The 21,560-nt window shown below is 49.5% G+C and carries 20 protein-coding genes and 1 tRNA gene; 15 read left to right on the top strand and 6 right to left on the bottom strand.

The genetic code is table 11. The features are described from left to right. Positions 1-201 precede the first annotated feature (201 nt). Both OHJ21_RS15850 and OHJ21_RS15845 read left to right on the top strand, forming a co-directional pair. The gene (locus OHJ21_RS15850; RefSeq protein ID WP_486020500.1) at positions 202-1,119 is read left to right on the top strand and encodes a D-alanine--D-alanine ligase; all 918 of its coding nucleotides are present in this window, start codon (positions 202-204) and stop codon (positions 1,117-1,119) included. Between the two features lie 6 nt (positions 1,120-1,125). After that, a complete protein-coding gene (locus tag OHJ21_RS15845) occupies positions 1,126-2,331 on the top strand; it encodes an aminotransferase class I/II-fold pyridoxal phosphate-dependent enzyme (RefSeq protein WP_100538540.1) in 1,206 nt (401 codons plus the stop codon). Here the strand turns inward: OHJ21_RS15845 and OHJ21_RS15840 are convergent. Next, positions 2,317-3,222 carry a helix-turn-helix transcriptional regulator gene (locus tag OHJ21_RS15840; RefSeq protein WP_100538539.1) on the bottom strand — a complete coding sequence of 302 codons (906 nt, stop codon included), beginning with the start codon at positions 3,220-3,222 and terminating at the stop codon, positions 2,317-2,319. The genes OHJ21_RS15845 and OHJ21_RS15840 overlap by 15 nt on opposite strands. Positions 3,223-3,441: 219 nt before the next feature. Here OHJ21_RS15840 and OHJ21_RS15835 point away from each other — a divergent pair, with 219 nt between their 5' ends. After that, a complete protein-coding gene (locus OHJ21_RS15835; RefSeq protein WP_100538538.1) occupies positions 3,442-4,329 on the top strand; it encodes a sugar phosphate isomerase/epimerase family protein in 888 nt (295 codons plus the stop codon). 23 nt (positions 4,330-4,352) lie between these two features. Beyond that, on the top strand, positions 4,353-5,384 hold the full coding sequence (locus OHJ21_RS15830; protein WP_100538537.1) for a Gfo/Idh/MocA family protein: 1,032 nt from the start codon (positions 4,353-4,355) through the stop codon (positions 5,382-5,384). Positions 5,385-5,530: 146 nt separating this feature from the next. On the opposite strand, the gene OHJ21_RS15825 is transcribed toward OHJ21_RS15830, so the two are convergent. Genes OHJ21_RS15825 through OHJ21_RS15815 form a run of 3 tightly spaced genes read right to left on the bottom strand, consistent with a single transcriptional unit; the run spans position 5,531 to position 8,389 of the window. Continuing rightward, positions 5,531-6,427, bottom strand: a complete 897-nt coding sequence (locus tag OHJ21_RS15825) for a sugar phosphate isomerase/epimerase family protein (protein WP_100538536.1) — start codon at positions 6,425-6,427, stop codon at positions 5,531-5,533. Between the two features lie 49 nt (positions 6,428-6,476). Next, the gene (locus OHJ21_RS15820) at positions 6,477-7,334 is read right to left on the bottom strand and encodes a sugar phosphate isomerase/epimerase family protein (protein WP_100538535.1); all 858 of its coding nucleotides are present in this window, start codon (positions 7,332-7,334) and stop codon (positions 6,477-6,479) included. Next, positions 7,331-8,389, bottom strand: coding sequence for a Gfo/Idh/MocA family protein (locus tag OHJ21_RS15815; RefSeq protein WP_100538534.1), 1,059 nt, complete (start codon positions 8,387-8,389; stop codon positions 7,331-7,333). Before OHJ21_RS15815 ends, OHJ21_RS15820 begins: the two co-directional genes overlap by 4 nt. Positions 8,390-8,515: 126 nt before the next feature. On the opposite strand from OHJ21_RS15815, the gene OHJ21_RS15810 reads away from it, so the two are divergent. The 5 genes from OHJ21_RS15810 to OHJ21_RS15790 all read left to right on the top strand — a co-directional run bounded on the left by OHJ21_RS15810 (position 8,516) and on the right by OHJ21_RS15790 (position 13,929). After that, complete coding sequence (locus tag OHJ21_RS15810; protein ID WP_100538533.1) at positions 8,516-9,373, top strand: AraC family transcriptional regulator; 858 nt, start codon at positions 8,516-8,518, stop codon at positions 9,371-9,373. Positions 9,374-9,590: 217 nt separating this feature from the next. Then, positions 9,591-11,354 carry a glycerol-3-phosphate dehydrogenase/oxidase gene (locus OHJ21_RS15805; protein WP_486020498.1) on the top strand — a complete coding sequence of 588 codons (1,764 nt, stop codon included), beginning with the start codon at positions 9,591-9,593 and terminating at the stop codon, positions 11,352-11,354. A 332-nt stretch (positions 11,355-11,686) separates the two neighbouring features. Continuing rightward, positions 11,687-12,499: an HAD-IIA family hydrolase gene (locus OHJ21_RS15800; RefSeq protein ID WP_100538531.1), complete on the top strand. Its 813-nt coding sequence runs from the start codon at positions 11,687-11,689 to the stop codon at positions 12,497-12,499. A 67-nt stretch (positions 12,500-12,566) separates the two neighbouring features. After that, positions 12,567-13,172 (top strand): glycerol-3-phosphate responsive antiterminator, encoded by a 606-nt coding sequence (locus OHJ21_RS15795; RefSeq protein WP_100539487.1) that lies wholly within the window; start codon positions 12,567-12,569, stop codon positions 13,170-13,172. A gap of 43 nt (positions 13,173-13,215) precedes the next feature. Next, positions 13,216-13,929: an MgtC/SapB family protein gene (locus tag OHJ21_RS15790; RefSeq protein WP_100538530.1), complete on the top strand. Its 714-nt coding sequence runs from the start codon at positions 13,216-13,218 to the stop codon at positions 13,927-13,929. Between the two features lie 117 nt (positions 13,930-14,046). On the opposite strand, the gene OHJ21_RS15785 is transcribed toward OHJ21_RS15790, so the two are convergent. Further along, positions 14,047-14,730, bottom strand: a complete 684-nt coding sequence (locus tag OHJ21_RS15785) for a lysoplasmalogenase (RefSeq protein WP_326119145.1) — start codon at positions 14,728-14,730, stop codon at positions 14,047-14,049. A 146-nt stretch (positions 14,731-14,876) separates the two neighbouring features. On the opposite strand from OHJ21_RS15785, the gene OHJ21_RS15780 reads away from it, so the two are divergent. The 3 genes from OHJ21_RS15780 to OHJ21_RS15770 are packed head-to-tail and all read left to right on the top strand — an operon-like array spanning position 14,877 to position 18,937. Then, the gene (locus tag OHJ21_RS15780) at positions 14,877-16,565 is read left to right on the top strand and encodes a spore germination protein (protein ID WP_100538528.1); all 1,689 of its coding nucleotides are present in this window, start codon (positions 14,877-14,879) and stop codon (positions 16,563-16,565) included. 21 nt (positions 16,566-16,586) lie between these two features. Continuing rightward, on the top strand, positions 16,587-17,801 hold the full coding sequence (locus tag OHJ21_RS15775; protein ID WP_100538527.1) for a Ger(x)C family spore germination protein: 1,215 nt from the start codon (positions 16,587-16,589) through the stop codon (positions 17,799-17,801). A 14-nt stretch (positions 17,802-17,815) separates the two neighbouring features. After that, positions 17,816-18,937 carry a GerAB/ArcD/ProY family transporter gene (locus tag OHJ21_RS15770; RefSeq protein WP_486020496.1) on the top strand — a complete coding sequence of 374 codons (1,122 nt, stop codon included), beginning with the start codon at positions 17,816-17,818 and terminating at the stop codon, positions 18,935-18,937. Here the strand turns inward: OHJ21_RS15770 and OHJ21_RS15765 are convergent. Beyond that, on the bottom strand, positions 18,932-19,192 hold the full coding sequence (locus tag OHJ21_RS15765) for a YczF family membrane protein (RefSeq protein ID WP_326113803.1): 261 nt from the start codon (positions 19,190-19,192) through the stop codon (positions 18,932-18,934). The genes OHJ21_RS15770 and OHJ21_RS15765 overlap by 6 nt on opposite strands. Before the next feature lie 223 nt (positions 19,193-19,415). Here OHJ21_RS15765 and OHJ21_RS15760 point away from each other — a divergent pair, with 223 nt between their 5' ends. From OHJ21_RS15760 to OHJ21_RS15750, 3 genes are all read left to right on the top strand, one after another. Beyond that, positions 19,416-20,396, top strand: coding sequence for a copper amine oxidase N-terminal domain-containing protein (locus OHJ21_RS15760; RefSeq protein WP_486020495.1), 981 nt, complete (start codon positions 19,416-19,418; stop codon positions 20,394-20,396). A gap of 135 nt (positions 20,397-20,531) precedes the next feature. After that, positions 20,532-20,615, top strand: a tRNA-Leu gene (locus tag OHJ21_RS15755). A 197-nt stretch (positions 20,616-20,812) separates the two neighbouring features. Then, positions 20,813-21,508: a WD40/YVTN/BNR-like repeat-containing protein gene (locus tag OHJ21_RS15750; RefSeq protein ID WP_486020494.1), complete on the top strand. Its 696-nt coding sequence runs from the start codon at positions 20,813-20,815 to the stop codon at positions 21,506-21,508. Positions 21,509-21,560 lie beyond the last annotated feature (52 nt).

Here is a 21,560-nt window from a genome sequence, read left to right as displayed (position 1 = left end):
ACGAAGAAGGCAGAATTATTCTGGAGAAGCGGAGCGTTCTCCTGAAAGCTTTCTAACGGAAAGCTCGCTTCGGAAGCCAATGCACCCGTCGGATTTCAACTACGAATAATCAAATCAGTAGAAATCTGAGGGCAACAGAGATCGGAAGAATAATCCACATGCGGAGTGCTGTCATACTAAACTTTTTAGGAGGTCTACATCATGAAGGTTGGCGTCATCATGGGAGGCGTATCATCCGAGCGGGAAGTTTCGCTCATGACCGGCAAAGAGATGATCGCGCATTTGGATAAAAGCCGCTACGAGGTTTATCCGATCGAGATTAACGATAAACGCGAGCTGATCAGCAAAACCGAAGGCATCGATATGGCTTTGCTCGCCCTGCACGGGCAATATGGGGAAGACGGGACGGTGCAAGGCACACTCGACTCCCTGGGCATCCCGTATACCGGAAGCGGCGTTCTCTCCAGCAGTGTCTGCATGGATAAAGACCTGAGCAAGAAGCTGCTGCGGTACGAGGGATTGACTACAGCCGATTGGGTCATGGTCAGCAGTATGGAGGAGCTGGCCGCCGCCGACGTGGAGGGACTCGGTTTTCCTGTCGTGGTGAAGCCGAACGCGGGCGGGTCCAGCGTTGGTACTCGGATCGTGCGTGATGCGGCTGCCCTTGCCTCAGCGGTAGAAGAGGCATTGCGATGGGACCGCTCCGTGATGATCGAGCAAATGATCGAGGGGGAAGAGATCACTTGCCCGGTTTTGAAAGGTGAGATGCTCCCGATTGTGTCCATCAAGCCGAACTCCGAATTTTTCGATTATACATCCAAATACGAAGAGGGCGAAGCGGATGAGCAGGTGATTGAGCTTCCAGCCGAACTTCAGCAGCGGGTGCGTACGGCTGCGCTTCAATGCTATAAGGCGCTGAAGTGCAGTGTGTATGCCCGGATCGATATCATCCTGAAGGACGATACTCCTTATATTTTGGAGGTCAATACGCTCCCGGGTTTAACGAAGAACAGTCTGCTGCCAAGAAGCGCGGAAGCGGCGGGTTATTCGTTCAGCGGACTTCTGGATGCCATTATTGAAACTTCATTATCGGAACGAAAAAGCGAAGGCAAGGAGTAGAAGCATATGAATACAACGAGCAGCTTTCTAACATCAACGGTGCAAGTCATGCCGCCTTCCGGCATCCGGCAATTTTTTAATGCTGCGGAAGCGGATGGTGACGTCATTTCTCTCGGCGTGGGTGAACCGGATTTTGTGACGCCCTCGTGTGCGATTGAGGCTTGCAAACGAGCTCTGGAGCATGGCCGCACGATGTATACGCCGAATGAAGGGCTAACGGAGCTAAGGGAAGGGATTGCGGAATATCTGGTTGCCGGATTCCAGCTGCAATATGAACCGACGAGCGAGATACTGGTCACGGTTGGCGGCAGCGAAGCGATTGACCTTACGCTGCGGGCGCTCATCTCGCCGGGGGATGAAATTATTATTCCCGTGCCGGGATATGTCGCTTATGCTCCTCTTGTGCAATTGAACGGAGGAACTGTCGTCGAACTGGAGCTCTCCGCAGAGCATGACTTCAAATTGACGGCGGACGCGCTGCAGAAGGTGATTACACCCCGGACGAAAGCGATCGTTGTTAACTTTCCGAGCAATCCGACAGGCGCCGTTATGACCTATGAGGATTGGCTTCCGATTGCACGTCTTGCGGTTACGCACAATTTGGTGGTGATCTCAGACGAGATGTATGCCGAACTTACCTACGGCCGCACGCATACCAGCATTGCTTCGCTGCCTCGAATGCGGGAGCGCACCATCGTCATCGGCGGATTTTCCAAAGCCTTTGCCATGACGGGCTGGCGGGTCGGATACCTCTGCGGCGATTCCCACCTGGTGAGCGCCATGGTCAAGATTCATCAATATACTGCACTCTGCGCACCTATAATGGGGCAGATTGCGGCTCTCGAATGTTTAAGGAATGGACTCGAGGATCGGGACGTAATGAAGCGGGCTTATGATGAACGCAGAAGGATGTTTGTGCAAGGTCTGACCGATATCGGCCTAGGCTGCCGCGATCCTCAGGGTGCTTTCTACGCTTTCCCCAGCATAACCGGAACGGGTCTGGGCTCGCAGCAGTTTGCGGAGCGATTGCTTCGGGAGGCAAAGGTCGCCGTTGTACCCGGTCATGTGTTTGGCGCCGGGGGCGAAGGCTTTATTCGCTGCTCGTATGCAACTTCGTCCGATCAATTGAGCGAAGCACTCGATCGAATGGATCGCTGGCTTCGAACGCATGCAGGTGCTGACCATGGTCTGCCCACCTTACAGAATTCTTGAGAGTTTGCGGTAATCGGTAGCGGTAATCCCCTCCAGTCTGCGGAAGATTCGGCTAAAATAATGAATATCCGGGTATCCGACCCCTTCGCCAACCGCCTCGATCGAGATGTCGGATTCCCGGAGAAGCCGACGTGCTTCCCGGTGACGAACGGTTTGCACGAATTCACTTGGCGGCATCCCGGCAAAGCGTTTAAACAATTTGGCGGTATGATCCGGGCTTAACATCAAATGCTCCGCAATCACTTTGTTGCTCCAGTCTTTGGCTGGAGTTTTTTCGATTTGAGACATCAGTTCAATCAATTTGGCATCGTGCGGTGACGTTTCCGTCAAGGCCTGGGAAGGATGCGTCCGAAGCAGTTGCACCAGCACATCCAGCATCAGCCCTTTGCAAGCAAGCTCATAGCCGGCGGGACGCAGGGTGAATTCTTCCACGATTCGTTCCATCATCTGAACGCAAGGCAATGGTGGCGTGTAGATTACACGGGAAGAGAGTGGGGGGAATTCGGAGGACACCGCTTCATGCGCGAATTTATCCGTATCCAGCACGACTTCATTCACGATCATGTCCGCTTCGGTCTGAATGTCCAGCTCATCAAAAAAATCAAAATGAATCCCCAGAAACCGCGCGTCAGGATGGGAAACCACCTCATTCTGGTGGTAAACACCGGACGGCAGAAAAATCAGCTGACCGGCCTCGATGCGATAGCGGTTCCCGTACATCGTTGTAGCGGCTTCCCCTTGGTATACATAGAGCAGCTCAAAATCGTATAACCTGCGCTGCGGGAGTGATCCCGTCGCCATGCGTTGAAACTGCGCATAGTGAATGCAGGGTGACCATTCGCGAAAAGGCGCTTCGCGTTGTATCGGAAAATCGAGGTCCATATCGACCATTGTATGCTCACTCCCAAAAGTTTTTAAGAGATGGTAAATAGAACGGATTTGTCCAAATAATCACTTTTCTATCTAAATCATTTGGTGGAAAATTTATTTATTATATAAGTATTATTACATCCTAAAGGTTTATTTACAACTTGACGGAAAAAGTCAAATGATGCGTTTCAGAAAACGAGTGTTACAACATCAACCTATTGATTTTAGGAGGGATTCACGATGAAGAAAGGGATTAATATCTGGTCGTTCCCGGGAGATGCTTCCATCTCCGACTGCATCCGATTGGCAAAAGAAGCCGGGTTTGAAGGAATCGAATTGTCACTAAACCAAACAGGGGAGCTCGGGCTGCAGGCTGGCGATAAAGAAGTACAGGCCATAACGGCACAGCTGAAAGAAGCGGACCTGGATATCGCGGGTTTGGCGACAGGTTTGTATTGGGAATATCCGATGACCAGTGATGATCCGGCTGTCCGTGAGAAGGCCATGGATATTTGCAAGAAGCAGCTGGAACTTGCGTCTGCTTTCGGAGTGGATGCCATACTTGTGATCCCAGGGGCGGTCGGGGTCGATTTTGTTCCTGGTTCAGCCGTCATCGATTACGAATATGCCTACGAGCGGGCTCAAGAATCCATTCGCAAGCTGGTTCCTTACGCGGAAAGCGCCGGCGTTGCCATCGCGATCGAGAATGTATGGAATAAATTCCTGCTGTCACCACTGGAATTGCGGACCTTCATCGATGAGATCGGTTCCGAATATGTCGGCTCCTATTTCGACGTAGGCAATGTTGTGAATAACGGTTATCCGGAGCACTGGATTCGGATTTTGGGTAAGCGGATCAAAAAAGTCCATTTCAAAGATTACCGCAGACAGGCAGGCGGGCTTCACGGTTTTGTCGATCTGTTGGCAGGGGACGTTAATTATCCGGCCGTCGTTGAAGCGCTGCGTTTGATCGGCTATGACAACTATGTTACGGCAGAGATGATCCCGGCGTATACCCACTATTCGGAGCAGATCATATTTAATACATCCAATGCAATGGATGCGATTCTTGGACGTACGCCATCTTTGCGCAAGCCAGATGCACGCGAGCATCAAGGCCAATCATAATAAGGGATACGGAGGGAATAAGGATGCTGAAAATCGGGATTTTGGGATTTGGTTTCATGGGCCGCATGCATTTTGACAATTATGTTCGACTAGCCGAAGAGGGTGCGGACATCCAGCTGGTGGCGATTTGCGACCTGCGTATCGATGAGCTTAAGGACAGCAAAGCCAACGGCAATATGGCGACCGAACGGGATGTATACGACCTGGAGCCCTATCATCTTTATGACCATGTGGACAAAATGCTGGAGCATGAAGAGCTGGATATTGTGGATGTATGCCTGCCGACTTATTTGCATGCAGACATGTCCTGCATGCTGTTAGAGCGGGGCATTCACGTCATGTGCGAGAAACCTGTCGCAGGCAGCTCCGAGGAAGCCTGGCGCATGGTGAAAACAGCCGAGCGCGCAGGAAAAACGCTCATGATCGGACAATGCCTGCGTTTTTGGCCAGCCTATGAATATTTAAAAGAATGCGTGGAGGACGGCCGTTATGGAAGCATCGTTGCAGGCGAATTCTTCCGGGGATCGGAGCCGCCTCAAGGCTGGTTCCTGGAAGGAGACAAGAGCGGTGGCTGTATCACGGACATGCATGTGCATGACGTGGATATGATCCATTGGCTTATGGGCAAACCGGAGCGGGTATCAACATTCGCCAAAACGATGATTAAAGGGAGCTCGTACGATATCGTATCCACCCACTACAGTTTCCCGGATGGCAAAGTGATTAACGCTCATGCGGATTGGACACTGCACGGCGAACACGGTTTTTATATGGGATATCGGGTGAATTTCGAGGAGGCTACGCTGGTGTTCGAGAATAATAAACTGACGGTGTATCCTGAAGACGCTCCAGGCTTTACGGCTGAGCTGTCCGGGGATTCTGGCTATTACCGTGAACTCCGGTATTTCATTGAGCATGTAGCACAAGGAGAGCCGGTAACGGTATGTACCCCAGAAAGCGCTGCCGGATCGCTAGAAATTATTGAAGCCGAGATTCGTTCCGCGAGAGCGAACGGCGCTTTGGAGGCCGTATCGGGGAAACAGGTGGTCTCTTAATTTTACTTACTTTAGAGTAAAACCAATAGAAACAAGGCCAATCAGGGAATAGCCTGATTGGCCTTGTTTCGTTAATGAGTCACGGCTGCGTATCAAGCAATAGCCTTGACATCCTGCAGCAAGAACTCTGAATGATTGTGTGAATGTTAAGCTCTGAATGTTTTCAAGAAGTCTACGGCGAGCTTGATATCCGCTTCCGGATTGGCTTTCACTTCACGTTCGATCGTCAGATACCCCGTATAGCCAATATCCTTGAGAGCTTGCAGGTAAGCATTCCAGTTAACGCCGCCTTCTCCAAGCGGCACCTCACGGAACTTCTCGCCGGATTCCGCCATATCGGCAATTTTGTCATGGTCAAGGGCAGGTGCCTCGTATCCGAAATCGCCGTATACATCACGAGGGTCGATGTAATCAACCAGCTTGATTCCGTCCTTCGCGTGCGTATGAACGATATAATCCTTCAGGTTGTACACACCCTGTACCGGATCGTCCCCAGTGACCATGACCATATTGGCGGGATCAAAGTTAACGGATACACCGTTGGAACCCAGACCGTCCAGGAATGATTTCAAATGAGCCGAAGGCTCCGGACCTGTCTCGATGGCAAAGAATGCGTTCATGGACTTCGCGAATGTGCTAAGCTCCAGGCAAGCTTTGTGCATCGTTTCGTATACGCGGCTGTTGTGATCTTGCGGCACGATACCGATATGCGTGGTGATGATATTGGTTCCCAGCTCCAAGCCGAGCTCCATGATTCGCTTGGATTTCTCGATTTTAGCCGCATTTTCAGCAGGGTCCTGGAAGCCGTGTCCGCCAAGGTCACCAACGAGGGCGGAGATTTCAAGTCCCAGTGAATCGATGTAATCCTTCAGTTCTTTTCGGGCCGCAGCAGAGAGGTTGGCCGGATCCATTTCGCCGTGAACGGCATAGATCTGAACGCCGTCTGCACCGACTTCCCTTGCTTTAAGAAGACCATCTCTTACTCCAACCCGAAAGCTGTCAACAATAACGCCAATTTTGTTAGGCATGATAGGTTTCGACATCCTAATATCCCCCTTATATCATCCTTGTGTCATCCATAAGCCGTCTGCTTTAAGCTTCGTTCCAGGCTTTACGGAGATATTCCAATCCAAACTTAGCTCCCGTCCGGCAATCTTCCAGCCCCTCGAATTCAATCGAGATGTAGCCGTCATATCCGGATTCCTTCACGATGCGAACGACTTCCGGCATATCGATATCGCCTTGGCCGACAATCGCGCCACGCAGCCAGTTGCCGCTGGAGGTGTTAAACCAACCGGATCCAGGCGCGCGGTGAGCCGGGCGATAATAGAAGTCTTTGAAGTGAACCATCGAAGCGAGGCCGATGTTGTTCTTGACAGCCACGGTGGACACCTCATCTGCACAGAGGAAGTTCCCGATGTCCAGGGTTGTTTTGAAGTTAGGGTGATTAACGGTCTGAACCAGCGCTTTTACGCGGTCGCTATGCTGAATGAAATAGCCATGGTTCTCCACGCTTGTGGTAATGCCGCGTTCTGCCGCGTAATCGGCTATGATACGGCATGCATTGGCCAAACGGGGAAGCTCCTCTAGGAAATGCGTGATGGACAAGTCCTTGGAAGAGCCTACGTCATGGCGCATCAGCTTGACGCCAAGCGCAGCTGCAATGTCTACTTCGCCTTTAACTCGTTCAATCTCCGCTTCATAAGCAGCGTCATCCAATTCCGCAAAATTAGCGCCGATGGCATAGTTGGAGATTTCAAGTCCTTTGGATGCGGCATGGGATTTAATCGTATCGATCAACTCCGGTGTTTCCTTCAGGTTAAAGCCGAGCGGAACGATCTCGATATGCTCTCCGCCGATTTCCGCAACGTAGTCGATGACATCGGTAATGGTCATTTCGCCTTTGTTCATGGCCTGGTACAGGCTGTACGAGCTTATTCCTAGTTTCATAAGAGAACTTCAACCCCTTTTTCGGCGGATTCATAGATCCCGCACAGAATCTTCATGATCTCAACGCCGTCTTCTACCGGGCTGAGAGGTGACGTGCCGTTCTCGATGCTGGAAATGAAATGATTGACTTCGCTTTGGAAAGCCGCGTCAAAATCGAATCCTTTGTTGTCCGTTTGAGGCTGGATGTTGATGATGGTATCGTGCTTCTCCGTAACGATGACCACTTCAGGATCAATCTCGAATCCGCCCTTGTCTCCATACAATTTAACGGATTGCAGATTTTCCTTCGAATGAAGTGTGAAGCTGACGTCCACCAGTAAAGAGGCACCGTTCTCAAAACGGATCATCGCATTCGCCATATCCTCAACCGTGTTCTTCTCAGCGTCATAGTCAGCCGCTTTGTAGAAGGAGAGGTTGCGGACGTTCGAGCGATTGCCCAGCTTCCGATATGTATTGGCGCTGACAGAAACCGGTTTGGGGCGACCCATCATGTACCAGCACAGATCAATGACATGCACGCCGATATCGATAAGAGGTCCGCCGCCGGAACGCTCAATGTCTGAGAACCAGCCGCCTGGATTGCCAAGACGACGAACCGAGGAAGCCTTCGCGAAATAGATGTCCCCGAATTCACCCTTGTCTGCAAACTCACGGAGCATCTGAGCATTAGGGTCATAACGTCTTACAAAGCCGACCTGAAGCAGCTTGCCGGAGGATTTAACGGCTTCCTGTACTTGAAGCGCTTCCTCAACGGTACGGCAGAGAGGTTTCTCAACCAGGACGTGTTTGCCCGCATTCAGTGCCGCAATACTGATTTCGGCATGCGTATTGTTCCAGGTACAGATGCTTACTGCATCGATTTCCGGATCAGCCAGAAGTTCATTATAATCGGTGTACACTTTGGTAGCACCGTATTTTTCAGCTGCACGCTGTGCTCTTTCTTCATTTAAATCGCACACGGCCAGCAAATTCGCGTTCGCATGTTTCTGATAGGATTGCAGATGCATAGCAGAGATCGATCCCGTGCCAATGACGCCAACATTAATAGATTTCATGAGTTCACTCCTCTGAATTTACTGCATTACACTTTCGTATTATAATGCTTTTAGAGGAAGACACCATGATAAACCGTGCTGTTTGTTTGTACAATTGTGCTGTCTTACTGGAAGGAGATCAGAACATTGGACACAACACTGCGAGAACCGATGACGATGCCGGATCCTCAGTTTCCGATCAAGGTTCATCGTTGCGAGTTTGATGGACGGGGACAGGTTTTGTTTAACCACCATTGGCATGAACATCTTGAAATTTTATACATTGTATCAGGGGAAGCGAGCCTGGAGTGCGGCTCGTCCACCTTCACGGTCAAGGAAGGCGATATGATCGTCATTAACCGGAATGAGCTGCATTACGGCCTCAGCCTGTCGGATCATTTGTTTTATTATGCGTTAATCGCGGACTTCTCGCTGCTTCAGAGCCATTCGCTGGATGCAACCGAGATGAAATTCATCACGCCCATCACCCAGAATCGGCTGATCTTCGAGAATCGAATTAGCGGGGATGATGCGCTAGCCTCCATGCTGTCTATCATTCATGAGCTGGAACAGCGGGAGTTCGGTTATGAGCTGGCCGTCAAATCAGAGCTGTATCGGCTGCTTACGCTGCTTGTACGAGGTTATGTAGCGACGGTTCTTACCCTGGATGAGTACATCGAGCGGATGAAGAATGTGGAGCGGTTTGCCCCGATATTCAAGTATATCGAGGAGCATTACCGGGAGGATTTGTCAGTGGAGCTCCTATGCGGCATGGCGGGTCTCAGCCGCTTTCATTTCAGCCGTCTGTTCAAGGAGATCAGCGGCCGGACCGTGACGGAGTATGTGAATGAGACGAGGCTTAACCGGGCGGATTATCTCCTTCGCGAAAGTCCGCTTACCGTATCCGAAATCGCGGCTGCGACCGGGTTTAATGATATTTATTATTTCAGCCGAACCTTCAAGAAATATAAAAGCATGGCTCCATCGGCTTTACGGAAAAAGTGAGAATCGGCTTTAAAGGTTCTGAATAGGCTCCATGTAGACATAAGTATAAAAGCAACCTATAATGAATAATCATATTTATTGCATAAAGTGGCGGAGATAACGGAGAACCCTTTTGCTTAAATGCGTGCTGTATTTGGTATGCATTCCTAGCAGAAGCGGTTCTTTTTCTTATTATGAAATAGGTTCTTTATTTTAAATTCAGAGGGGAGAATGTCAGGTGGACACAAGCTTATCCGCCAAGATGCGGACCCAATATTTGCAGGGCATGTCGGCAAAAAAGCTGGATGTGCTGGTGATTGGCGGCGGTATCACGGGTGCGGGAATTGCTTGGGACGCCAGCTGCAGAGGGATGAGCGTCGGATTGGTGGAAATGAATGATTTTGCTTCGGGAACAAGCAGCAGATCAACGAAGCTGATTCATGGCGGTCTTCGGTATCTGAAGCAAGGAGAGATCGGCTTAGTACGTGAAGTGGGTTCTGAACGGGCACTGCTTCACCGGAGCGCTCCACATCTGGTGGAGCCAATTCCCATGCTGCTCCCAATTTATAAAAAAGACACGTATGGATATCTTGCCAGCGCGATCGGGTTGTATCTGTACGATTGGCTGGCGGGGGTCAAACGCAGTGAACGGCGGAAGATGTTCCGGCGTGAGAGTACCCTAACCCTTGAACCGCTCTTTCGAAAGGAGGGATTGAAAGGTTCCGGTTATTATTATGAATACCGAACCGATGATGCGCGATTAACGGTTGAAGTGATGAAGTCTGCAAGGGCCAAGGGAGCGCTCATCGCGAATTACGCCAAAGTCCAGGAATTCATGTATCGGGGAGGAAAAGTAGTAGGGGCTCACGTAGAAGACCAAGTGAGTGGTAAGACCTATACGATATGCGCCAAAAAAATCATCAATGCCGCCGGGCCATGGGTGGATCAGATCAGACTCAAGGATAACTCGCTCAAGGGAAAGCGGCTGCTCTTAACAAAAGGCGTTCACCTGGTGGTGGATCATGCCAAGCTTCCGATACGGCAGGCTGCTTATTTCGATGTGCCGGGTGGCAGAATGATTTTTGTCATTCCAAGAGAGGGCAAGACCTACATCGGAACGACCGATACCGTGTATGAGGGGGCGATTGAGACGCCCGGTATTACCGAGGAGGATCGGCGGTATCTCATCGATGCGGTAAATCATGCCTTCCCGGAAGCAAGGCTGAAGCCGGACGATATCGAATCCGGATGGTCGGGGTTACGGCCACTCGTCCGCGAGGAAGGAAAAGGTCCTTCGGAAATATCGAGAAAAGATGAGATGTTTATATCCGATTCCGGATTGATCACCATTGCAGGCGGAAAGCTGACCGGATTCCGGAAAATGGCCGAAAAGGTGGTGAACCTTGCAGCCAGACAGCTTCAAGACGCTGATGGCACCATTTATCCTCCTTGTACGACGGATCGGGTTCCTATCAGCGGAGGCGACCTGAACGGCCTCACCTATGAAGAGGTTCGGAAGAAGTTAATCAAGCAGGGTGAATCCCTCGGCATCAGGCCTAAAGATATAGTGACCCTCATGAACAGGTACGGCTCCAATACGATGGAACTGATGAACCGGATCGGTGTCTCTTCGCAGGAAGCAGATACGATCGAGTCTCGATTGTTACGTGCGGAAATCGAGTATTCCATCGACTATGAGATGACGATGACCGCAGTGGATTTTCTGTTAAGAAGAACAGGCTGGATATTATTTGACCGGCAAAAAACCGAGCGAATCATAGCACCCGTGATGAGGCTTATGCGAGAATATTTAGAATGGAATCATGAGGAAGTCGACAGGCAGTGGGAGCTGCTGCAGGATCAATTGCAGTTGGCATGGGGGATGGCGGAAGGCATCAGGATGGAACGGTTTACGGATTCGCCGGATCGGGAAGGCGTAACCGAATCGCGCTCCGACGAGGAAGCCGAGCAATCCACCGCCATGTCGGCGATGAATCGATAGGATTTTATTTACGAGGATCATCTTGTCAAATGTAAAATGTGGATGTAGTATAACCATATAAAGTTATAGAGCTGGGCAGAGATGATGAGAAGCCCTTTGCATAACGAGAATCTTTCATTTGTCATGAGTGAAGGCTTTTTCAATGCAAAGTGCTTCTCATTTTTTTGTATCCGCGTGGAACTGCTTGTCCAAAGGACTAAAGGACATGACACCATCATATGTATACTTTACGGATGGGGACTGTGGGTCCAACAGAACTGATCTGACCAGAACATGTCCAATTTACGTTTACGGGCGAAAATACAGATTGAACATGCAGAGGAGAACGAAATATGGATCATTATTCAGGGTATATTTTTGATTTGGACGGTACGATCTATCTTGGGGCTGAGGCCATTGATGGTGCGGTGGAGACCATTCATTATTTGCAGGGACTGAATAAGAAGCTATTGTTTTTGACCAACAAAACGATAGATTCCAGGGAAAACTATTTGAAGAAATTAAGGAAGCTTGGCATTCAAGTGGAACTGAATCATATATTGAATCCTGCGCTCGTTACGATTCATTATCTTCAGAAACATCATCCCGGCGCAAATGTGTATGTCATTGGTGAGGAAATATTGAAGAACGAGCTGTTGGACAATGGAATACGATTCGCATCATCGCCGGAGGAAACCGACGTTGTGGTTGTGTCGTGGGATCGGGATTTTCACTACCGTCATCTGGATTTTGCCTATCAGGCGATTAAACGGGGCGCCGAAGTGATTGCCACCCACCCGGATCGAACATGTCCGATGCCTGGCGGCGATGTCCCGGATTGCGGCGGCATGATCGGTGCCATCGAAGGCACTGCCGGCATCACAATTACGACCGTCATGGGCAAGCCCTCCGTCTTGACGGCACTGACGGCTCTTGATATTTTGGGAGTGAAGGCGGAAGATTGTCTGATGTCAGGGGATCGGCTGGAGACGGATATCAAGATGGGAAATCAGGCAGGGATGAGTACGGCAATGGTGCTGACCGGGGTATCGAGCAGGGACGATCTGATGGACAGCAGCGTGAAGCCCACCTATGTGTTGAATTCGGTCTACGATATTTATCTCAGCGGTTCTGCCGTGAAGCAGGCAGACGAAGCAAAGTCATGATGATTTACAAAAATATGCCGGGGCAACGGGAGAATTGGAGATGTTGCTGCGGCAACGAGGTGAAAATATGAAAACCAGTGTTGAAGGTGCACAACGAATTTCGTATTGCTTGAAGCGTAAGCCCATTATTACTTCATTAATGAATGCCGAGGAACTTCCTGCTGTATTAGCGACCGAATCGAACATCGTGTTTATTCTTAAGACCGATATTTTTATCATCGAATCGATCGTCGAGCAGATTCGGGAGGCGGGCAAGCTCTCGTTTGTGCATTTTGATCTGATCGAGGGGATCGGTAAAGACAAAACGGGGGTTAAGTATTTAGCTGAAAAGGTTGGCATTGACGGTATTGTCACGACAAAAAACACGGCGATTGTAGAAGCGAAGAAACTGGGCTTGTTAACGGTTCAGCGTCTGTTTGTATTCGATTCCGTTTCCCTGGACAACGGGATCAAGATGATTAAGGCCTCTAATCCGGATGCTATTGAAGTGCTGCCGGGCATGGTGTGTCAGCGGATCATGGAACGGATTCGTGCAGAGGTGGACGTGCCCGTCATCGCAGGAGGACTCATGATCGATTTGGAGGATTTTGATACAGCTTTGAAGAGCGGTGTAATCGGCATATCCACTTCCAGCAAAGAGCTGTGGCGCTGGCAGGATGAACATATGGTATAGCGAAGAGCCGCCTTACATGACTAAGATGGGTGGAGATTAGGGAATGGATGTGTTTCAACTGGATACGGAGACCATGCTGATGCGGCTGCTGTTCGCTGCATTGCTTGGCGGTTTAATCGGTTGGGAGCGGGAACGCAGAAATAAGCAGGCCGGTTTAAAAACCCATCTCTTGGTGGCTGTCGGATCAACGCTGATTATGCTGACTTCCATTTACGGTTTTGATTCTGCACTGATCAATCATCCCAATGCGAGGTTTGATCCTGCCCGGCTGGCGGCACAAGTTGTAAGCGGTATCGGTTTTCTTGGTGCGGGGGCTATATTGCGGCGTTCCAATCATATCATTTCAGGTCTTACCACGGCGGCAACCCTATGGGTAGCAGCGGCTATCGGTTTAAGTGTCGGCTCCGGTTTTTACTGGCCCGCGATCATAACGACAGCGATTGTTCTGGTCAGCACGCTGGTGTTGAATAAATTGGAATCGAAATTTCTCTTTATCAAAAAGTCAGGCAGTTTGAAGATCATCATTGAGGCTGGAGACCGTCCGGTTCATGTGAGCACCATTACCGAATTGCTGCAAAAGGCAAATATGACGGTGGAAGGCATGATCGTGAATAATGATACGACGGAAGACGATTCGACCAAGGTGACGATGGAATTCCGGGTGTATTCTTTTAACAGCAAGGGAATTAACGGATTGTTCGAGCAATTGTGGCAGGTAGAGGGAATTAAGCAGGTTCGCATGAACTGGCGAGATTAAGAGCTTATCGGATTTGTTTGATGTGTTAATGATACATGGTCAGGTCCTGTGATTGGACTATATATGCTGGACAGGGCTGAGCCCGGGTGGAACCGGACTCAGCCCTTTTTTCGTCTTCTATGGGGCGGCAGATGTATTCAGGGACGAGCTTCCTAAGGCCTTTGCTTGAGGGCTATCAAAAGCCGGGATGCTGCTGGCAATCAGGAACTGGGCTGCGTAATACGTGGTCATGATCCATATGTTCGAAAAGCGGATATCGGCAACAAACATGTTCCAGGACAAGATCGAGTCCGAGATGACAAAGAGCAGGCTTCCAACCATCGCATATCGATTCCCGGTCATGATGGCTGTCCAGAGCATGAATGAAATGACAGCGATATAAGCGATGACAGGAATAATCAAAGCCTGTTCTCCATTCGATTTGAGCGAAGACACCAACTGGATGCCCATCCAAACCGAATAGCCTGCAATCGGAACGATGCTAAGTAGGCGAGGACCTGAATAACGCCACTGTCCCAAGAAGCCGGCCGTATAGAACAGATGTCCGATCAGAAAGGCAGAAAGACCGACAACAAACCAGATGAGCGTCCCGTCACCGATCATGCAGAAGAACAGTCCTGTTAACAGCAGATAGTGAACCTTAGAGGCATGGGGCGGGAATTGCCGATAGGCAAACAGGATGATGAGCCACATCGGAATGAGCTTGAACAGCAGTTTCATGACCAAGGGTTCGGATGGAATGAAGAAAATATAAAGCAAACTCATAATCAGGATGATCAATGGCAACATGTATCGTTTCAAATACAGTCCTCCTATGCGTATGTAATCTTAATGTTAGACAATTCTTCTTGCAGCGTCCCAATCCCTCTTTCTTCTCTCCGCATGAAAAAGGAATGTAAAGCAAATAATGGAGTTAACTTGAGCTTTGAAGAATGGGGGTACCCGACATGATACGCTACCGATCTCGTAACCGCCGCCCGGCTCCCGCCAAGAAATCAGAGGAGCAGGCGGTATCCCCGAAGTCAGGGTCATCCGTGATTTCAGGCCATATACAAGAGCTGCTTAATCGCATACGGACCGAGTCCGGGGATAGCCCGGATATTGTTACCCGGCGTTTGAAGCTGGGCGGTCAACCGGAGGAGAACTGCGCCATTGTATACTTGAACGGGCTCAGCGATCCTGAGATGGTCAACCATTTCGTAATGGATTCCCTCCTGCGTTTAACCCCCGATTTATGTAAGGGTGAGGGACCCGATGCCTTCCTGGACAAAATCATGAAGGATGGGCTGTCAATGGGCGAATCCAAAATAATGACCGAATGGAACGACATGATGCTGGCCATTCTGTCCGGGGATACGGTGATCCTGCTGGAAGGTGCTGAGAAAGCCATCGTGGCGGGGACGCAGGGCGGGGAATGGCGATCCGTTACCGAGCCGACCTCCCAGCTTGTTGTTCGCGGACCCAAGGATAGCTTCGTGGAGTCCATAGCCACCAACATATCCCTTATCCGGCGGAGGATGAAATCCCCCGATCTCTGGCTCGAGACTATGAAAATTGGCACCGTAACCCATACCCACGTTGCTCTTATGTATGTGAAGGGAAAAGCAGATCCCGGGATCGTAAAGGAGATTAAAGAACGGCTGAATGGCATTGAGATTGAAGGTATTCTGGAATCGGCTTATATTGAAGAATTTATACAGGACAAAACGGTAACCCCTTTTCCCACGATCTACAATACGGAGCGTCCCGATGATGCCGCCAGTAAATTGCTGGAGGGAAGGATCATTGTCCTGGTTGATGGTACCCCCTTCGTTCTGGTCCTTCCAACCTTATTTGTTCACTTCTTCCAATCACCCGAAGATTATGCACAGCGATTTGATATTGCGATTGTGATGCGGATTGTCCGCTATCTCAGTTTTATTATATTGATCTTGGGTCCATCGGTTTATATAGCCCTAACTACCTTCCATTACGAAATGGTGCCAACCTTATTGCTAATCAGTTTGGTTGCTCAACGGGAAGGGGTTCCGTTTCCCGCCTTTGTCGAAGCGATGCTGATGGAAATCGTATTTGAGATTCTGCGTGAGGCCGGGGTGAGGATGCCTAGAGCCATCGGGCAGACCGTCTCGGTTGTCGGTGCTTTGATTTTGGGACAGGCAGTCGTTGAAGCCGGGCTGATTACGCCAGCCATGGTCATTGTCGTGGCTTTGACCGGTATTGCAAGCTTTGCCATACCAGCCTATAACCTGTCTATCGCCGGACGCTTAATACGGTTTGCTTTTATGATACTGGCCGGCATGTTCGGATTTTACGGGCTGACGCTGGGATTAATCATTCTGGTTGCCCATATGAATAGTCTCCGTTCGTTCGGAGTTCCCTATCTATCGCCGATCAGCCCTTTCCGATTACGGAATCAAAAAGACGCTGTCATCCGTATGCCTTTCAAGTCGCTCCAAGCGGAAGCCTTGTCCGCAACTCATTCAGGCAGCAGTCGACAAAAAGGTGCTTCGGGGGCAGTTGCATCGCAGGAAGCTGGGAATACATCCGGTTTACACTACCGGAATGCCGAGAGGGATAACAGTAGTGCCGGGGACCGAAATACGGCTGTTCCAGCCGCTGAGGCCAATCGTAAATAACTTTAGGGGTGTGGCCGGGATATGTGCAGATACAGATGGTGGGTTATCGTCCTCCTATGCTGCTGCCTAAGTACGATAACGGGCTGCTGGGATGCGACTGAATTGAATAAGCGGGCCATTGTTGCCGGTATCGGCATTGACTGGAAGGCAGAAGAGCAGCAATATATGATTTCCTTCCAGACCATCATTGCGGATGAAATATCCGGCAAAACGGGCAGGGGAGCGACACCGACATCCATATACAAAGCATCCGGAAAAACGATCATCGAAGCGCTGCGAAATACGTCTCGAAAAGTACCGCGTATCATTTCGCTTGCCCACACGGGATTAATTGTTATATCCGACGAGGTGGCAAGAAACGGAATTATCGATCTATTCGACTATTTGGACCGCGATTCCGATATTCGATTGACGACCGAAATATTGGTGGCCGCAGAAGGGCAAAGGGCGGAAGACGTGGTTGCTGTATTGACGCCCATCGGGAAGATTACGGCCTTCGCGCTTGTACAGAAGATTGAGTTAACCTCGAGACAATTAAGCGAGAACTTCCGTGTAGAGGTGGATGATGTCATTCGGGATCTGCTCGTTCCCGGTGGCGGGCCTGTCATTAACGGCGTTTTCATCGAAGGTGATGCGCAGCGAGCCGTAAAGAAATCCAATCTTGAAAGTTCGGAGAGCGCGGGTCTGGGCGTTATCTCCAATCTGGCTATTTTTAAGGGCGACAAACTTAAAGATTGGATGACCAAGGAAGAGAGCAAGGGAACCGTGTGGATCAAGAACAAAATGCAAGCAACGCCATTAAATATAAAACTTGAAAATGGACAGGGCGAAATTGCATTGGACGTGATGCGATCAAAGACCCGGCTGGAAGCGAAGTTTAAAGATCCGATTCAACCTGTTATCCACATATTCGTCGAACTTAACTACTCGATCCGGGAAGTGATGAGCGACATCGACCTGCGGAATCCGGATTCGATGAGAACGATTGAAGCAGCCGCTAACCAAGAGGTGGCTCACATTCTGAAATTAGCCGTGAAAAAGTGCCAGGAAGCGAACAGCGATATCCTGGAATTCGGCCAAACGGTAGAGCGCGCCAGACCCGAAGCTTGGCACAAGATGAAGGGGCGATGGGATGTTATCTTTCCGCAATTGGAAGTGGAATATCATGTGAAATCCGTTGTGCGTAACTCACAGACAAGAGATCGATCCTTTAAATACAACATGAAGACCCAGTAAAGGAGAGCTGAAAAGTGAAGGTGAAAATCAGTCCGCTGCAGTTCTTCTCGTTGCTGGTACTGTTTCAGTTCGGAACAACACTTGTGGTGAACATGGGGCTGCAGGCTGGTAAGGATTCGTGGATTGGGCTGCTGATTGGCATGGTAATCGGGACGATGATGTATTCGCTGAATGTTTACTTATACTCCATGTTTCCTGATCATTTGCCGACGGTTTATTATCGAATATTGCTTGGGAAATATTTAGGGGGATTGGTGGGGGTATCCTACTGCGTGTTTTATCTGTATACAGGCTCCAGAGATATCGTGGACGGAGGGTTATTGGTAATGGCTTCGGCAGCCCTTAAGGAGACACCCCTCCTCATTGTCAATCTGATCATGGTGATGACCGTTGCTTTTGTGCTTCATCAAGGTTTGGAGGTGCTTGGGCGTACCGCTTTGATCTTCTTGGCGATTGTTCTGCTGATCAGCGTATTCAGCGCCCTGGTTATCGTATTTTCATCGATCGTGGAAGTCCATCGCTTGCTTCCTGTTCTGGGTAACGGCATACAACCCATCATTGAATCTGTATTGAAAAAAAATATGAATTTTCCGTTTGGGGAGTTGATCGTTGCTACGGTCCTCCTTCCGCATCTGAGCCAGCAGAAGAGCGGGATTAAGGCAGGGTATCTGGCTATTTTATTCAGCGGAATGATGCTGGCGCTAACCTCTGCCGTTACCATTTCTGTGCTTGGGGACAACATCACGGAGCGTTCGGTTTTTCCACTGCTGACGATGGTCGGAAAAGCCAATATTTCGGAGTTCATTGAGCGGACGGAAATTCTGATCGTGATGGTTCTAATTATTGGTGTCTTTTTCAAAATAAGTCTGTATTATTATGCTGCATTGATCTCTGCATCCGAGCTGTTCAACATTCCCTATCAAAAATTGATTTATCCTTTCGCTTTAATCATGCTCGGTAATTCGATGATTCTGGCCCGCTCGTATAGCGAGCATCTTATGAAAGGAAGCCAACATCTATATACGGTTCTCCCTATATTTTCAATCGCAGTGCCCTTGCTGCTTGTCCTGATCGGTTTGATACGCAGGGGAAGTTCTGAGGGAAAGGCAAAGTCCGAATCTAGCTCCGATTCATGAACCTTGTCCCGCGTTTCCAGGACTTTGGTTTGAATCACGGGGCTTTTTATTTTTGAATGCCCGATAACAATCGGGAAGGATCAGGAGACATAGCAGCACCGTAACCGTTAGCTTCTCTATGATGGAGAATAGAGTAAACTGCCAGTTGATGATAAAGTTATACCATGGGAACCCGAACAGACAATCTGTAAGCACGGTATAAGAAAGGCAGAGGGAGCCTGACAGCAGGATGATCGCATATTTTTTGATATACATCGTTATTTCCTCACATTTCATATGGTTTATGACACGCCAATCCATGACAACGTTGTATTAGTATGAAGGGTTTATTGAATAAACATACAGTGGAGAGTTTTTATCCAATCGAGACGGCTGGGACAGAAGTATAGTAAATCCGTTTATAGATGGGCCTAAGGGTTATAGATCTTATATAATGAAAATAGATAGTGAACCGGGCTTTAGGAGGGGAGAGTTTGTGATGAAGAAACGTCAAGGCGTGAGAAGGCTGCTGGCTGGGATCGTGGCGGTAGTGTTAGGGATGACCGGTTCCGTGGCATATGGGGGAGAAGCTTGGGCTGCGGACACATCCTCAGGTGGACCTATCGAAGTTCGGGTGAATGGAGGCCGACTTCTGCTGGAATCACCTCCCTTTATTCATAACGGCAGGGTGATGGTGCCTTTCCGCGGGATTTCAACAGCGATGGGAGCCGAAGTGCGTTGGGACCAAGCCAAGCAGACGGCCATTGTAAGTAATGGCACACATACAACGAGTTGCACCGTGGGGCAGAATCATGCCATGAAAGACGGCAAAGCTGTGACCCTGGATGCCCCGCCTCTGCTCAAGGAGGGACGTATTTATATCCCCCTCCGATTCTCGGCAGAGGGTCTGGGAGGTAAGGTTGTTTGGAATAACCAGGCTAAAGAAGCTATGATCTATCCGTTACTCACACCGAAGGAGGCAGAAGCAGTTCTGTCCAAGATGAGTGATCAAGCGATGACATTTTTGAAAAACAAGGATTTTGAAAAGCTTGCAGAGCTCGCTCATCCAAACGGGATCACTTTTTCCCCTTATGCGCATGTTGACCGGCAGAAGGATGTCACACTTGGCAAGCAGCAGCTGAGGAAGGGATTTAACCACGATACCTTATACCGATGGGGTGAGTATGATGGCAGCGGAGAATCAATCTCGATGAATTTTGAGAACTATTTTAATAAATTCATCTATACCCGCGATTTTGCCGCAGCGCCATGGATCGGTTACAACCAATCCAAGAGCGAAGGAAATACGGTGAACAATGCAAGCAGCCAGTATAAGGGAGCTGTCATCGTCGAGTATTACTTCGATGGAGTTCATCCTGATTATGCGGGGATGGATTGGGAAAGCCTTCGGCTTGTATTTGAACAAGATGGGGAGAACTGGGTGTTATCTGGCGTCATACATGATCAATGGACCATCTGAGATCAACTTGAGCTGTCGAAACCATATATAGTTTGATGGTTTCGACATTTTTTTTAAAAAAATGCTTGCTTTTTAACTCTGGGCGTAATATACTCTTAATTACGGTGATCAACTCGATCACGACTTACATAACATGCGGTCGTGGCGGAATTGGCAGACGCGCACGGTTCAGGTCCGTGTGGGCTAACCCCCGTGGAGGTTCGAGTCCTCTCGACCGCATCTATGAAGCAAAGCTGTTTTTCAAGTGGAAATTAACTTGAAGAACAGCTTTTTTCGTTCCTCTTCATGTGGAAATCGCGTTATACTAAACAAGAGGAACCGTTCAGCTTTAGGGTAAATTCGATGGAGTTGGATTTATAATATAAGACCTGTTAGCATTACTGGCTGGTTATTATGAACACAAGGGGTGTGATCCTGTGATAAAACCTCGAAAAGGGCTTAGCTTTATTTTGTTGCTGCTTGTTGTCGTTAGTTTGTCTGTTGGATGTCAATCGACGGATGAGGGGAATACGGCTGAGCTTCCGGTACCGGAGCAATCGGTGAATTCTTCGAATGAGGATGCCCCGGAGAGAGAGCCCTCATCCGGCTCAGAAGACGATGACGCCGCGGGAAGCGGTGCCGTTGCAGAACCGGATGAGGATACGGACGTTACTCCAGATCATCAGGCCGCTGAGCCCGATGTGGATTTAGCGGATGTGACGGCGGTCCGGCTCATTAATCATAGCTCGGGCTGGATTGGCGGAGAAGGCTGGATTGCTTTTAGTGATAACGGTGGTACGGAATGGGAGGTTCAAGCTCAGCCGAAAGGCACCGTACGTCAAATCTTCGCGCTGAATGGTAAGCAGGCGTGGACGGTGATGGAGAATAACGATCTGTACCGCACTATGGATGGCGGGGAGACGTGGATTCGGATTGGAAGCACGCCGAATGCCGGATTTCTCCATTTCACATCGCCTGAAACGGGATTCAGCGGTCAAGCCAAAACCGAGGACGGAGGCAAAACTTGGATCAACCTGGATATACCGGATACGACTGTCGGCAGCCCTGCCACGGGAGCTATCACCGATGAAGCTGCTGAAGCTCCCAGGAACGAAGGCGCTGCTGTGTCTTGACCGTTATATGTTGTTTCTGCGAGGCCCCATAACGAATGAATAACAAAGAAGG

The organism is Virgibacillus sp. LDC1, assembly GCF_025792345.1.
GTDB lineage: Bacteria > Bacillota > Bacilli > Paenibacillales > Paenibacillaceae > Paenibacillus_AQ > Paenibacillus_AQ lautus.
Note: the sequence above shows the minus strand (reverse complement) of the source record. Positions and strands in the feature narration are given on the sequence as shown.

Excerpts from the sequence above, each read along its gene's own strand:
- OHJ21_RS15850 (WP_486020500.1), top strand. The coding sequence starts at position 202 with ATGAAGGTTGGCGTCATCATGGGAGGCGTATCATCCGAGCGGGAAGTT.
- OHJ21_RS15845 (WP_100538540.1), top strand. The coding sequence starts at position 1,126 with ATGAATACAACGAGCAGCTTTCTAACATCAACGGTGCAAGTCATGCCG.
- OHJ21_RS15840 (WP_100538539.1), bottom strand. The coding sequence starts at position 3,222 with ATGGTCGATATGGACCTCGATTTTCCGATACAACGCGAAGCGCCTTTT.
- OHJ21_RS15835 (WP_100538538.1), top strand. The coding sequence starts at position 3,442 with ATGAAGAAAGGGATTAATATCTGGTCGTTCCCGGGAGATGCTTCCATC.
- OHJ21_RS15830 (WP_100538537.1), top strand. The coding sequence starts at position 4,353 with ATGCTGAAAATCGGGATTTTGGGATTTGGTTTCATGGGCCGCATGCAT.
- OHJ21_RS15825 (WP_100538536.1), bottom strand. The coding sequence starts at position 6,427 with ATGTCGAAACCTATCATGCCTAACAAAATTGGCGTTATTGTTGACAGC.
- OHJ21_RS15820 (WP_100538535.1), bottom strand. The coding sequence starts at position 7,334 with ATGAAACTAGGAATAAGCTCGTACAGCCTGTACCAGGCCATGAACAAA.
- OHJ21_RS15815 (WP_100538534.1), bottom strand. The coding sequence starts at position 8,389 with ATGAAATCTATTAATGTTGGCGTCATTGGCACGGGATCGATCTCTGCT.
- OHJ21_RS15800 (WP_100538531.1), top strand. The coding sequence starts at position 11,687 with ATGGATCATTATTCAGGGTATATTTTTGATTTGGACGGTACGATCTAT.
- OHJ21_RS15795 (WP_100539487.1), top strand. The coding sequence starts at position 12,567 with ATGAAAACCAGTGTTGAAGGTGCACAACGAATTTCGTATTGCTTGAAG.
- OHJ21_RS15790 (WP_100538530.1), top strand. The coding sequence starts at position 13,216 with ATGGATGTGTTTCAACTGGATACGGAGACCATGCTGATGCGGCTGCTG.
- OHJ21_RS15780 (WP_100538528.1), top strand. The coding sequence starts at position 14,877 with ATGATACGCTACCGATCTCGTAACCGCCGCCCGGCTCCCGCCAAGAAA.
- OHJ21_RS15775 (WP_100538527.1), top strand. The coding sequence starts at position 16,587 with ATGTGCAGATACAGATGGTGGGTTATCGTCCTCCTATGCTGCTGCCTA.
- OHJ21_RS15765 (WP_326113803.1), bottom strand. The coding sequence starts at position 19,192 with ATGTATATCAAAAAATATGCGATCATCCTGCTGTCAGGCTCCCTCTGC.
- OHJ21_RS15760 (WP_486020495.1), top strand. The coding sequence starts at position 19,416 with ATGAAGAAACGTCAAGGCGTGAGAAGGCTGCTGGCTGGGATCGTGGCG.